This is a genomic window from Pantoea sp. MBD-2R (assembly GCF_039134845.1).
Classification (GTDB): domain Bacteria; phylum Pseudomonadota; class Gammaproteobacteria; order Enterobacterales; family Enterobacteriaceae; genus Erwinia.
Genome location: NZ_CP152417.1, coordinates 610,795 through 623,907, shown reverse-complemented (window position 1 = coordinate 623,907; position 13,113 = coordinate 610,795). Strand labels below are relative to the sequence as shown.

The window sequence follows — 13,113 nt, the reverse complement described above, 5'->3', positions numbered from 1 at the left end:
AACTCCGTTGGTTAATCCGATAGGTCAATATCGGGCAATAAGCGTTAATACTTCCTTAAACCTACAAAGCGAAGTTTAAACTCACTTCGTGAAAACTTGCAAGGTCAAACTTTCGTGAACCTACAAATTAACTTCACTCAGGGCGGAGCTACGGTACTGGATCGGGTTATCGAAGCGTACGGTTTTAGTACAAAACTTGCTCTGGCCGACCACCTTGGGATCGCAAGTAGTAGTCTCGCCAATCGTTATAAGCGTGACTTTTTCCCGGCTGATGTTGTGGTGAGATGTATGGCGGAAACAGGTGCGACGCTGGAATGGCTGGTTACGGGTCAGGGGCTTAAGCACAGCGACGGCGAGCTGGATGTTTTAAATTTACCGCGTCATAAAATTGTGGACGGTCAGCTTTTTGATGATGGCACTTTCATGCTTGATAAGAACGCATTCTTGCCCGGAAAGGCTTTACCAAAAGATCCTGTCTGTGTGGTAGAAGGCTCAACGCAGTACATTATCGATAAAGATTTTGGTGAAATTTACGATAACAGTTGGTTGATTGAGATTGAAGGTAAAACCAGCGTAAGAGTACTTACACGTATTCCTGTTAAAAAAGTGCGCGTGTCCGGTGTTGGCGCAGGAGCATCTTTCGACTGCTCACTTGATGAAATCAATATAATCGGCCGCGTTGCTTTAACGATAAATTAGCTAAAGGATTGATTATGTTAGACTACACAAAAGCAACTGAAACACAATTAAAACAAGAGTTTAAAAGACTCGCACAGGTTGTAGGCGATAATGGTTTTGGGACGAAAAAAGAGTTTTTTCACTTACCCAAAATACTGAACGCATCTGAGCAACCTTTAGCTATTGCCAGTGGTGCAATGGATGGGAATACCTGGTTAATTACTCTGACTAATCAACGCATCATTTTCCTTGATAAAGGGATGCTATTCGGCGTGAAGCAGGTTGATGTCAATCTCAGAAATGTTGTCAGTGTCGGGGGCAAAACTGGTGTACTTCTCGGTGAAATTTTTATCAGCACAAGCGGACAAAATTACACCATTAAAAACGTGCAAAAAGGTACGGTTGTCCCCTTCACTAACCTTATCAATGCTACCCGCAATGCGATGGACGAAAAGCCGCGAGCGCCAGAAAGCAGCGCGCCTACAGATATCGTCTCCCAACTCGAACGGCTTGCTACGCTGAAAGAGAAAGGCATCTTGAGTGATGAGGAATTTCAGCAGCAGAAACAAAGGATTTTAAACAGCTAATTATGCCAGTCAGGAAACTCCCCAACGGTCAATGGATCGCTGATTTTTACACTATTGACCGTAGTAGCGGAAAAGAAGGTAAGCGCGTCCGCAAGAAGTTTGCGACCAAAGGCGAAGCCCTGGCGTTTGAAAGCTATACGCTTGAGAAAATAGAAGCGGCTCCTTGGTTGGGTGAAGCGAAAGAAACACGCCGCTTAACTGACCTGGTAGAACTTTGGTTCAGCCGTCACGGTATTACGCTCAAGGATGGCGAAAAGCGTAAAGCCGCTATGACGTGGGCATGTGAATGTATGGGCTTTCCGCTTGCGGCAGAATTCAATGCTCAGCTTTTCACTTCTTATCGAGCGAAACGCCTTGAAGGGCATTTCGCTCGCACTAAGCGGATAAGTAAGGTTGCGCCGCGCACTTTGAATCTGGAACTGGCTTATTTCCTTGCCGTCTTTAATGAACTTAAAAGGTTAGGCGAATGGACGTTACCGAATCCTCTCGAAAACGTCCGCCATTTTCGTATCGACGAAAGCGAAATGGCTTACCTGACCGCAGAGCAAATAGCACTTTTGTTAAACGCATGCGAAGCCAGTTCGGCTAAAGACCTGCTGATGATCGTTAAGTTATGCCTGGCGACCGGCGCGCGATGGAGCGAGGCGGAAGGACTGAAACGTTCACAGGTTTCAGGACAGCGTATTACCTTCGTCAAAACCAAAGGGAAGAAGAATCGCACCATTCCCATTTCTTCAGCCTTGGCCGAAGAACTGCCTAAAAAGAACGGCGCGCTTTTTACACCTTGCTATTACGCGTTCCGTTCAGCTCTGGAGCGGGCCGAAATCGAGCTGCCTGACGGGCAAATGACGCACGTGCTGCGTCATACCTTCGCCAGTCACTTTATGATGAATGGCGGGAACATTTTGGTACTGCAGCGGATACTCGGCCATACCGATATCAAAATGACGATGCGTTATGCGCATTTTGCGCCCGATCACTTTGAAGATGCCGTTAAGCTCAATCCGTTAGATTTCCAATATAAGGAAAGAATGAAATGAATGTCATTTTAAAAATAATTTCAGGAATAATATGTTTAATCGTCATAGCCCTTCCAACCATTTTTTATGTGAAGAATTTTGATACACCTTTATCTGGAAAGACAGAAATATGGGGGTACTTTGGCTCATATGTTGGTGGGATATATAGTTCCTTATTCGGTTTTATAAGTGTTATATTACTTGTTATAACTTTAAAAGAAACGCAGAAGCAAAACCGCAACCAGACCAACCAGAGCAGAAGAGACCAAGCAATATCAAATATTGTTTTACTGACAAACATATTAAAAGACTCTTTTTCATCAATACCATTAGTGCAAGCATCAACAGTTAATGAATCTTTTAAATGGATCACAGATAATTTATACAGAGATGTTAAAGATGGCTGTTACAATCATGAGCTCGAAATTAAATCATGGGCTAATATTAGAATGGAGAAGGATAAAGGGTTTCTTGAACATCAAATGATTATCCTTAAAGAAATATTAAAAAGGATTGAAAATTATGATGAAAAAAATACTCAAGAGACTTTAAAAGTTTTAGTTAAAGGCATGTTAACCAGTAACCAACGATTATGGTTAGAAAGCTATGCTAACGTGTGGGATGAAGACAACAAAAAATTACTCTCACGGTGGCCTGATTTCGCCCCCCTTGAACCTAGACTACAAAAACTAATCGTACCTGCGACATGAATGTGTCGCAAAAGTGTCGCTGAAGAATAGGAATACTGACCTATATTGCCCTATATTGACTTTATAACTTACTGATATTTATGTAAGTTTTTGTTTTTTAGGGGCACTGAATGGTTCTCATAATCGCTTGGTCGCTGGTTCAAGTCCAGCAGGGGCCACCAGAATTTACCTGTTAAATCAGGGCATTAAGCCACTTCATAAGGAGTGGCTTTTTTGTTTGTGCTTTTTGAGTGGCGATGAAATGGCGATGGGTTTTTACCGCCACCCTTTTCTTTTTGGTTCCTGACTTTCCCTTTTTAGCTGACCAGGAAAACTGGATAACCTTTCTTCAGGCGAAAAAAACCCGCTTTCGCGGATCGTATCAGTGAAGTAATGCTGACAAGCGCGGTCGCGACTTCGGCCACGCGTACCACGACCATAACCAGTCTGGCCTGGTCGGCAATTGCCTGAAGGGATGCGGCCAGCGTGCCTTTGGTCCCGGCTTTAGCAATACCGCCCTGCACGTTAGTTAACAATACCGGTGTGTTAAGCGGAAACGCGGTAGTGTCGGCGTCCCCGCCGGTACAGAGCAGCCCAACGATGGCGGTGGATATGGTGGAAATAGTGCGCGTGCCGTCGTTGATTTCGACGACGCGGACACCGTGGTGATAATCAAACATCTGATGCACTCCGTGTAATGGGTGTGCTCAGATTGTCAGGTCAGGCGGGGCGGTGCATCATGTTGCATCTTGTTAAGACATGAGCGTGCAGAACTATGAAAATCACTGACTCATGCACTCTTAATCAAACAAAAACATATTGGCTAAAATTCTGACCTGATTTTATCCTTTAGCTTTTAAAACTTTCCCGACCAAATCAGCCAAAACATCAGTGCCGTCCATCACTGAAGGGATTTTATCTTCATTAGGCTGTATAGGGCTAAATATCAATGCTTCAAAGGACTTCCATGATTCATCAACCTTTTCAGAATGAGATGTTTTATCTTTAGTCTCGACATAATCATAGATAAATTCACAAAGATTAAGCCTGAGATCTATTTGAACTAATTGACTTTTGAGAGACTTTACCTCAACGTAAAAAAGCCGCATGAAATAGAAAAACAACAACTCCAGACTTACTAAAGGTATGTAATGCAAAGAGCTAGACCAATTTAACGGTATATCTTTAAAAAAGAAGTAAGAAAATAAAGATATTGGTAGCAATATAAGCAGCACTATAAATGACCAAGCCCTAAACTGTGCATAAATTACTTCTTTCTTTTTTTCCTTTCTAATTGTAGAAAAAGCTTTTGCCAGAAGCTTGAAGTTACCTTCTCTTTTAATGTCAGTTAACCTGGCGCCTAAATCGTCAGCCTCTTTACGCACAGCATCAAGATACTCAACACTACTGGTTGCTTTTTCTATTATGTCATTAACGCTATCTTTAAGTCTTTCTCTTTCAACTTCTATGTTATCCGTTAGCTTTTTTGCTTCCTTAAGGTTATTACTATTCAAAAAATCCTTGTAGACCTCAAACGGTAGATTGTTTTTGATCCAGGAGAAAGAAAAAGAGTGGTTGTTTGAATCCCCTCCCCACACCTCTGGCCTTACATTATCTAATTTTTCTAAAAAATTCCCCTGCAAACAAAAATGATCAAGATTAAATAGGTTAGAACTTAAGCATAAATTATACTCCCATGCAAATCTTAATAACACATGTAAATAAAACCTAGGTTCTGACTGTAGAAAGATTCTGTTAGTTAAGTGTTTACCTGCAGTATCCCTGCAATAAGCAGTCCTTTTTTCTAAAATCTCTGGATATTTTAGATTTTCGGCTAGGTATCGCCATGCAGATATATAAATAACAGCAACCAGCTCATGTTCATTCCAGCTGGCAGGATCTTTGTTTTTTGCTTTATCGTAAATATCCGTGTATCTTTTTTCTATCACTTTACCACAGAAGTTAATTTCTTCCCGAACGTCATCATTTAAAAAAGAAAACACAAGGCAACCTCACCATCTGAGAAATATTTCGCCAACGCTTTTAAACACCATATCATTTTTTACAAATGCCGTGGGTTATGAGCATTTTATTCAATAAAGGAAGTATAAACATACTCTAACCCATAGCTAAAAAAAACATTATTTATTGAGACTAAAGTCTTACTCCAATGAAAACCTTCTATTCAATTAGGTTTTTCCGGCCAGGCAATATCCGGCGCGGCGGTATCAACGGCCTGCACGGCCTGTACATACTTCATCCACGCGGTCAGCGAAGCCTTATCCGCATCGGTTATCATGTCGAGCCTGAGCTGCGTCTGCCATGCCTGCGTTATGCTGTTGGCCTCGCTGATGCGCGCTGCTTTTTCACTTTCTGCCGCCTGTACCGCTGCGGCCCGCTGCGCGTCCGTATCAGTTACCCACTTCTCACCGTCCCATTGATCAAAGCCGGTTGCCGGTGCAAGCGTCGTCGTACCGGCGGGCCAGTCGCCCGGCGCGGTAATCAGCTGCCCCGTACCGTCAGCGGTGGAATAAACCTTTTCGCCACGATGATCGGCAACAGTCAGCCAACTGCCGTCACGGTAAACGGCGACAAACCCGGCACCGGTAGCCGGTGGCGCGCTGTTGCAAGCAAAGGCCGGTACGCCGACGCCCTGCGCTAAATACTCATCCGTTGCGCCAGTGAATTCGCCGCTTTCGGCATCAAAGTTATAAACCGTCAGCGTGCCCGATGCCTTCGCCAGCCCGCTTTTGTCCAGGGTAATCTTAGCCATTATGCAGCTCTCACAATGTAGTTAAAGGCGATGTTGCGCGGGCGGTTCTCAGCCGCTGTAGGGACAACGCGGGAAGCATCAAACAGATTGCTGCTCACAACACTTCTTTTAAACAACATTGCCCCGCTGGTCGTCGGGTAGTAGCCCGTGTCCGACACGCCGCCTGTATTAAACGCCCCGGCACTTGACGGACTGTTACCAAAGTAAATGTCGTTTATCCCCCCCGTAATATTCCTGATAGCGTCCCCTTGTGAGGCCAGGATACTTCGCCCTGAATCCACGCCGCGCCCGTCATCCCAGCCACGAATAAACTCGCCGCGTAAATCCGGCAGTTTCAGCGACGGATAGACTTTCGCCAGCAGCGGATAGGTCGTGGCGCTGAACGATGCGCCGTTGCACTTCAGCCAGCCGTCCGGCGCGGTCGCGGTCGGGTAAGGCAGCGGCACGCCAACCGGCACGGATGAGCCATCGCCCAGCCCCAGCGCGGCAAGCGCTTTCGAACTCAGTCCCGCGTCCTTAATTTCAGCCAGCGCGTTCGCGGCCTGCAAATACTGGCCGTGCGGATTGGCGGCGGCAACGTGTGCGGCCAGCGCCTTGTCGGCGTAAGCCTTCACCTCAATCACCGCGTTATCCACGTACTGCCGCGTTGCCAGCACCACGGACGGGTCGATTTTCAGCGTGACCGCAGCTGTGCTGTTGACGATTAAAATCATGCGCACCGTCTGCGTGCGGCCGCTGCCCTCGGCGAGCTGCGGCTTGTAGGTTTCGGCGCAGTTAGCCACGGCAATCAGCACGCCGTCGGCGTCAAAGAGGCCAATTTCCCGTATCCAGAAACCGCCCTCGCTTTCGGGGATAATCTGCTCGGCAATAATCTGGCTGCTGTTGGCCGCGTCAACCGTCAGCGCGTTCAACGATGCCCGGCGCTTTTCGCCGACAAGCTTTGTCTGCGCCGCGTCGGGCGTGGGCAGCGTGCCGCCGCCATCGCCCACGGCCATTTCGGTAATCTGGATTTTCGTTCCCAGCGCGGCGGCATTGGCAAGCTTTGCCGCGCCCTGGCTGGTCAGCAGGGCAAAATATTTCGTGGTCATGTGCTCACTTCCGTCAGGTCAATAAGATGCACCGCCGCGCCGGAATAACCCGGCCCGCCGACGCTGATAAGTTCAGGGGTATAGGGGTAAACGGTCAGCTCGTCGCCGCTGTAGCAGGCGGCGGCAACCGGCAGCGCGCCGCTGGCGTCAAGGTTAATCGACAGCCCGATAAGGTGGCGGCTGCACGGCTTCGCGTCGGCAATCAGGCGCTCCAGCTCGTTATACATTTCCTCGGTAATGCCGGTATCCAGCACGCCCACGTCGAGGCGAAACGTGCCCGGCTCGCCGCCGGTCTTCCACCATTCAACGATGCGGATCAGGTAGCCGAGCGGCTCCACCACGCGCCGAATCGAGCCAAGCGTGCCTTTATGCTTGTGCACGTACTGAGAGGCCGACACCACGGCGCGCTTTGTGGACTCGCTCCAGCCGGTATCCCAGCGGTCAACCGACCACGCCCAGGCGAGGTATGGCAGCAGCTCTACCGGGCAGGTTTGCGGATCCCACAACTGGCGCAGCGGTGCCGGAATGGCTTCAATCGTGGCGCAGGCTTCGGCGGCGGCTACCTCCAGCGCCGAAGAGCCGGACGGCAGCAGGCGATCACTCATCCGAACCCCCGACCGTAAGCGCCCAGCCTGTGCAATACGCGGCCTGTGTCTTGTCCAGCACCACGTCGGCGGCGGGCTGCGCCAGCTCCACGCGCTGCACGCCTTCAACGTGAAGCGCAGCATATAAAGCCGATTTGCGGATATCCCGGCCGAGACGGGCCTGCGCGCTGACAAAGGCGGCAAGCTTTGCCTCGGCGGCTGCGCGTATCGGTTCAGCTTCCGGCCCCGGATAGAGGTACAGCACGGCTTCAACGGCATAATCCACAATCGCCGCCGACTGCACCGTTACCCGGTCGGCCACCGGGCGCACGTCCTCGTCGTTTAAGGCAGCATTTACCACGGCCAGCAGGTCGGCAGCCGCCTCGCCGTTACCCTCGCGTGACAGCACGGTGATGGTGACGCAGGCGGGCGACGGGCTGATGGCAGACGCATCCGCCACGCGTCCGTCGGCGCTTTTGGCGTGGTATTCATACGCGCCGGACGGCCCGGCCACGCTCAGCTCTTCAAAGGCGGCCGCAATGCGCACGCGGTAATCGTCGTCGCTTTCCATCACGGCGGCGGTTGGCGGGGTTGTGGTGTCGTCGGCAGCCGTCAGCGTCAGGCGGGTAACGCCGTTGTTTGCGCCAAGCTGGTCTAAATCATCCGCCAGAGCATAGGCCACCATAACGGCCTTAGCCGCCTCGTTGACGCGCTGGCGCAGGATAACCTCGCGGTACGCGTTTTCCTGCAGCAGCTTCACCACCGGCTCAGACTCCAGCGCCAGCGTGCGGGCAATGGCGTCCTGTTCCTCCGCCGGATACAGCGATACCAGCGTGGCCTTGCGCTCGGCAAGAAGGGTTTCATAGTCCAGCGCTTCCACCACGTCGGGCGCGGGTAGCTGGCTCAGGTCGATAGTTGCCATATTCTCAGCTCACGGGAACGGTTAAGGAAAAATCCTGCGCGGTGTCGGTGCGGCTGCCGGTGATTTCCACCACCATGCCGCCGTCGAACGCGGATTCGTAGAAAATGCCGGTCAGCTTTATCCGTGGCTCCCACTGCAAAATCGCTATGTAGCAGGCCGACATAATCTGCAGGCGCAGCGCCTCGTTTTGTGGCTGGTCAGTCAGCGCGGATAAAAGTGAGCCGTAGCTGCGGCGCATCACGCGGGTGCCGACCGGCGTTAACAGAATGTCGCGCACCGACTGGCGGATATGGTCGAGGTCTGTCACGGCCTCGCCGGTGTCGCGGCTCATGCCGGAATATTTCACGGTCATGACTGCGGCCCTGCTGACGTGTCGCCGCCGGACTTCACGCCGCCGTGTTTGTGAGAGTCAACGACCACGCCGTTAGAGCTGAAGCTGCCGCCGCTGTGCTGAACGTCGCCTTTCATCGTGCCGCCATTGGTAACTTCAAGCGTGGCGGTTTTCAGCAGTGCAGAGCATTCCACCTCGGGCGAGTCCAGCATGATTTTGACGGCGGCCTGAATGGTCGCGGTCTGGATGCCGGTTGCCTTTAGCGCGCCATTGGCAGGCTCGTACTCAATCACCGCACCGTCGGGAAACGACCAGTGCAGCGCGTCAGCGGATGCCGACGGTGCCGGGTTATCGTCAGAGAACACGCCCGGCAGCACAAAGCCGGTATCAAGTTCGCCGCCCAGACACAGCACAAGCACCTGCTCGCCGACCGATGGCGCATTCCATGAACGGGTGCGACCGGCACGGGCGGCCAGCCAGTGCAGCCAGTTAGTTGTGTTGTTGCCGGTATCCACGCGGCACAGCCCGTCGTCAAGGTTGACGGCGGAGACGGTGCCGATGCGGATCAGGTTGCGCAGCAGGCGCAGGATTTCGGGGATTTGTGAGTTCATGGAGCTAAAATGCCCCATTAGTTTTAAGAAGTAGAGAAGTCAGTGCTTGCTCATGAATCAGCAAAATAGCTGACGTAGCTTTAAGAAGTTAAAATAAATGCCACTGTCACCTATTTCATAGCAGTTCCACATTCGTGCTACTCTACTTTGATATTAACTATAGATTTTTTAGGAGTTGGCATTTCCTCACAAATCCAAGTGCAAATGATTTCTCCTTCTCCTCTACCAATAGGTATTAATAAGAACTCATCAAACTCAACCGAAAGGGATTGCAATAACTTCCGGTGATCAAAGTTCACCTCATTGCTTTCATAACGGTAACTTTCATTTTGATCCCCCATGAGGCTTAGCATCATATTATTTTGAGTACTAAGCCCCTGCATCTGTATATAAAACTTACCCACATCCCCAAATGGGTTAGATAGAATCTTCCTAGCTTCAACGATTGGCGATATTGGGATAACTAAGGTGGGCTCCGTTAAATTTTCTGCGTTATCTTTTTTCATCACCCTCAAGAAATTCGGGACTGAAATAAAAACCATGATATTGGTAGCAGGCTTTGTACCTCGATTACTTATTTTTACTTGCATTCTCTTAGAGTTAAACTCCTTGTTGAAAAATACAACCTTATCCTCGATATATTTAGACACCTCTGATTGAGAAGGTATACTTTCATTAAACCTCTCTGCACGTTCTTTTGGAATTAGTTCTTTATATTCTTGACTTAGTTCTTCATAGTTTATTTTTCCAGGGCGCTCCACTTCCTCGCTGTAATCTTTAAAATTAAAAAAAAGCTCCTTTTCCTGAAGAAACTCAAGGTGTAACTTAGGTTTACTTTGAGAGTTACTCTCTTCATAACGTCGAACCACATCCCTTAGCTCTTTATTCTCAGCAGAAAGCCTTGCGAGCTCATTAGATATTTTCTGAGAATCTACATTACTCGCTCTTATCCAACCAGGTCGTGGCGTACGATTCATTACTTTGGGCAAAGCAATCGCAATTTTTGTTGCTAAGTCATCAATATTACTCCAGAAATCACACATTTTATTTGATTTTGCCTTGACTATAAAATCATCTAACTTCTTCGAAAGCTCTTCATTAGTTTCTCTTTCTTCGTTCATAAGAGCAACATTCCTGTCACGGATAAAGGCCAAGACTGGTATCCCTAAGCTTTTCGCATAATCATACTCTTTCTCAGTATAACCAATACCACTCTCAGAAAGCGAACCATAACGGTGACCAATAATAATTACATAATAATCACTTACATCGATAGTTTCTCTTATAATCTCCCATTGCTCAGCATCATCAGCACTAAACATTTCCATTCCAACAGGAAAGTGATAAAGGCTAAGTACAGTTTCTATTACTTTTTTACGATGAGATATCAAGTCAGTAAATGTTGAGCTTACAAAAACTTGGTATTTTTTTTCTTCCATAATTAACCTTACTCTAGCAGTGCACCAAAGAGGATAGATTCAATATCATTTATAGCGTTTAATCCTAAGCCAAGCAACGGCCTTGCCTCATACTGTACTTCTTTCCCCCCACGGGCTGGCCGGTCGCGCAGCCCGTAGTGATGCACGCGGGCCATGCGCTGCACGTTCCCGGCAAACTCCACCACGGCGTCGTCGCCACTGCCTTTCGCCTTCAGGTATTTAGCCGTGCGCAGCTTTGCGAACATCTCGCGCTTTATCCGGCCTTTCTTTTTGCGCGCCGGTGCCTTGCGCGGCTTAAACGCCGTGCCGTCTGGTGCCTGCTGGCGTTTGATATTCTGCTGCTGACCGGCGCGCAGGCGCTCTGCAATGGTGCGCGCCATCTCTTTTCGCGCAGCCGGTGACATGTTGCCAATTAATGCGCTTAACCTTTCGTCGAACGCTTCCAGCCCGTTCATGACCACCAGCGGCAACCGCTCAACCTACGAGGCGAGCCGCAGCGAAGACGCCAGCCACGCGGACGTTGCCTGGGCAATCATGCACGCGCTGTTAAACTAACCGCTGACCGCTGCCAGCGGCGGCGCTAACCCTTCAATTCTGGAATTTTACTGATGAGCAAACGCAGCCGTAAGGCATTTAAAGCAGCACCAACAGCACCGGCCGCGCCCCAGCAGGTTGAGGCGTTTACCTTCGGCGAGCCAACGCCAGTGATGGATAAGCGCGATATTCTGGATTATGCCGAATGCATCGGTAACGGGCGCTGGTATGAGCCGCCGGTCAGCTTTCATAGGCTGGCAAGCTGGCAAAAAGCCTGCGCTCGGCGGTGCATCACAGCTCGTCTATTTACGTTAAGCGCAGTATTCTGGCCTCAACCTTTATCCCGTACCCGATGATGAGTCAGCAGGAGTTCAGCAAGTTTGCGCTGGATTACCAGGTGTTCGGGAACGTCTTTGCCGAACTCAGGCGAAACAGCCTGGGCAAGCCGTTCAGGCTGGAAACCACCCCGGCGAAATTTACCCGCAAGGGCGTGAAGGACGGCGAATACTGGTTTGTGAACGACTGGAAAGAGCCGCACCAGTTTACGCCCGGGAGCGTGTTTCACCTGATTGAGCCGGACATTAACCAGGAGCTGTATGGCCTGCCGGAATACCTCAGCGCGCTCAACTCCGACTGGCTGAATGAAGCGGCCACGCTGTTTCGCCGCAAGTACTACAAGAACGGCGCGCACGCGGGCTATATCCTCTATATGACCGACGCGGCGCAGAGTTCCAGCGACGTTGACCGGATGCGTCAGGCGATGAGCGACACAAAAGGCCTGGGCAACTTCCGTAACCTGTTTATGTATGCGCCGAACGGCAAGCCTGACGGCATCAAAATTCTGCCGCTCAGTGAGGTGGCGACAAAGGATGATTTCTTTAACATCAAAAAGGCGAGCCGCGACGATCTGTTAAGCGCGCACCGCGTGCCACCGCAGGTGATGGGCATTATCCCGGACAACTCCGGCGGGTTCGGGGATGCGGTGAAGGCGTCGCAGGTGTTTGTGCGTAATGAACTGACGCCGTTGCAGGAGCGCTTAAAAGAAATAAATTACTGGATAGGTGAAGAAGTAATAAAATTTTCTAGATACTCTTTAGGAGGATATACAGATGATTAATGGAAAATGCCGTCCTAAGACGGCATTTTCTAGATACTGTCAGCAACTTGTTTAAACAGCAGATTTTTTGTTAAAACAATCGCCTCAGAGGTTGCACAAAATGACCCGCCTTTTGATATTTCTATTTCACTCGTAACATTATTTACCATGCAGGATATCTTTAGCTTATCTATAAGATAATCCTTATTCTCAAGGAGCAATGATATATCATCAATAGCATTATTTTTCGAGGTAACTTCAACTGTCGCTTTTGCAGCATCTGAAATAACCACACTGTTCACTTTAACTTTCTTAACTTTAAGTAACGAAACTTCTTTGGAAGATAATAACTCATCCAAGAACAGCCCAGCGTTTAACTCAAATCCACTTATACCTATTTTGTAGTTAAGCCCTTCGAATAAAAAATCAATAAAAGGCTTTAGGGTTTTCGGTGGGTTCGTTAATGACAATATATAATATTTGTTGGTGAGGTAGAAAAATGAGAAACTCACTGAGTAGAACTCAATTAACTCTTGCTCGAACTCATTCCCATGATAGTCTAGCGATATTAGATTATTGCTAATACGTTCATTATAAATTCCAGAGCAAAAATCTCTTCCAATCTCAATATCTGAATAGCCCTTACGATCATCGCCAACTTTATTATCTTTAAAATGACGAGACAACTCATCCAAGCTAAGTGAGGTTGTTATTCTACTCCATTTAGTTCTTTCATAATCTTTCATGATTTACCCAACCATA

At 48.9% G+C, this 13,113-nt stretch carries 15 protein-coding genes and 2 pseudogenes; 6 read left to right on the top strand and 11 right to left on the bottom strand.

Features of this window, described 5'->3' with window-relative positions; all coding sequences use genetic code 11:
* The first annotated feature begins 114 nt into the window (after positions 1–114).
* Genes AAGQ96_RS02760 through AAGQ96_RS02745 form a run of 4 tightly spaced genes read left to right on the top strand, consistent with a single transcriptional unit; the run spans position 115 to position 2,994 of the window.
* Entirely contained in the window at positions 115–699 is a 585-nt protein-coding gene (locus tag AAGQ96_RS02760; protein ID WP_342754778.1) for a phage repressor protein CI, read from the top strand.
* A gap of 14 nt (positions 700–713) precedes the next feature.
* Complete coding sequence (locus tag AAGQ96_RS02755; protein ID WP_342754777.1) at positions 714–1,265, top strand: PH domain-containing protein; 552 nt, start codon at positions 714–716, stop codon at positions 1,263–1,265.
* A 2-nt stretch (positions 1,266–1,267) separates the two neighbouring features.
* Entirely contained in the window at positions 1,268–2,305 is a 1,038-nt protein-coding gene (locus tag AAGQ96_RS02750) for a tyrosine-type recombinase/integrase (protein ID WP_342754776.1), read from the top strand.
* Positions 2,302–2,994: a hypothetical protein gene (locus AAGQ96_RS02745; RefSeq protein WP_342754775.1), complete on the top strand. Its 693-nt coding sequence runs from the start codon at positions 2,302–2,304 to the stop codon at positions 2,992–2,994. The genes AAGQ96_RS02750 and AAGQ96_RS02745 overlap by 4 nt, the downstream gene beginning before the upstream one ends.
* 395 nt (positions 2,995–3,389) lie before the next feature.
* Here AAGQ96_RS02745 and AAGQ96_RS02740 read toward each other — a convergent pair.
* The 10 genes and pseudogenes from AAGQ96_RS02740 to AAGQ96_RS02695 all read right to left on the bottom strand — a co-directional run.
* Positions 3,390–3,653 (bottom strand): annotated as a pseudogene (locus AAGQ96_RS02740) (phage tail protein); the annotation flags it as partial.
* 162 nt (positions 3,654–3,815) lie between these two features.
* Entirely contained in the window at positions 3,816–4,976 is a 1,161-nt protein-coding gene (locus tag AAGQ96_RS02735) for a hypothetical protein (protein WP_342754774.1), read from the bottom strand.
* Positions 4,977–5,158: 182 nt separating this feature from the next.
* Positions 5,159–5,746 (bottom strand): tail fiber assembly protein, encoded by a 588-nt coding sequence (locus AAGQ96_RS02730; RefSeq protein WP_342754773.1) that lies wholly within the window; start codon positions 5,744–5,746, stop codon positions 5,159–5,161.
* Positions 5,746–6,834: a phage tail protein gene (locus AAGQ96_RS02725; protein ID WP_342754772.1), complete on the bottom strand. Its 1,089-nt coding sequence runs from the start codon at positions 6,832–6,834 to the stop codon at positions 5,746–5,748. Before AAGQ96_RS02725 ends, AAGQ96_RS02730 begins: the two co-directional genes overlap by 1 nt.
* Positions 6,831–7,439, bottom strand: coding sequence for a phage tail protein I (locus AAGQ96_RS02720; RefSeq protein WP_342754771.1), 609 nt, complete (start codon positions 7,437–7,439; stop codon positions 6,831–6,833). The genes AAGQ96_RS02725 and AAGQ96_RS02720 overlap by 4 nt, the downstream gene beginning before the upstream one ends.
* The gene (locus AAGQ96_RS02715; protein ID WP_342754770.1) at positions 7,432–8,340 is read right to left on the bottom strand and encodes a baseplate J/gp47 family protein; all 909 of its coding nucleotides are present in this window, start codon (positions 8,338–8,340) and stop codon (positions 7,432–7,434) included. The genes AAGQ96_RS02720 and AAGQ96_RS02715 overlap by 8 nt, the downstream gene beginning before the upstream one ends.
* A 4-nt stretch (positions 8,341–8,344) precedes the next feature.
* The gene (locus tag AAGQ96_RS02710; protein WP_342754769.1) at positions 8,345–8,692 is read right to left on the bottom strand and encodes a GPW/gp25 family protein; all 348 of its coding nucleotides are present in this window, start codon (positions 8,690–8,692) and stop codon (positions 8,345–8,347) included.
* Complete coding sequence (locus AAGQ96_RS02705; RefSeq protein WP_342754768.1) at positions 8,689–9,282, bottom strand: phage baseplate assembly protein V; 594 nt, start codon at positions 9,280–9,282, stop codon at positions 8,689–8,691. Before AAGQ96_RS02705 ends, AAGQ96_RS02710 begins: the two co-directional genes overlap by 4 nt.
* Positions 9,283–9,419: 137 nt before the next feature.
* A complete protein-coding gene (locus AAGQ96_RS02700; RefSeq protein WP_342754767.1) occupies positions 9,420–10,721 on the bottom strand; it encodes a DUF4062 domain-containing protein in 1,302 nt (433 codons plus the stop codon).
* Between the two features lie 8 nt (positions 10,722–10,729).
* Positions 10,730–11,176 carry a phage virion morphogenesis protein gene (locus tag AAGQ96_RS02695; RefSeq protein ID WP_342755514.1) on the bottom strand — a complete coding sequence of 149 codons (447 nt, stop codon included), beginning with the start codon at positions 11,174–11,176 and terminating at the stop codon, positions 10,730–10,732.
* Here AAGQ96_RS02695 and AAGQ96_RS02690 point away from each other — a divergent pair.
* Positions 11,088–11,276 (top strand): hypothetical protein, encoded by a 189-nt coding sequence (locus AAGQ96_RS02690; RefSeq protein ID WP_342755610.1) that lies wholly within the window; start codon positions 11,088–11,090, stop codon positions 11,274–11,276. The two genes, AAGQ96_RS02695 and AAGQ96_RS02690, sit on opposite strands and share 89 nt — an antisense overlap.
* 53 nt (positions 11,277–11,329) lie before the next feature.
* Positions 11,330–12,372: pseudogene (locus tag AAGQ96_RS02685) on the top strand (phage portal protein).
* Between the two features lie 29 nt (positions 12,373–12,401).
* On the opposite strand, the gene AAGQ96_RS02680 reads toward AAGQ96_RS02685, so the two are convergent.
* The gene (locus AAGQ96_RS02680) at positions 12,402–13,097 is read right to left on the bottom strand and encodes a hypothetical protein (protein WP_342754766.1); all 696 of its coding nucleotides are present in this window, start codon (positions 13,095–13,097) and stop codon (positions 12,402–12,404) included.
* Positions 13,098–13,113: the final 16 nt, after the last annotated feature.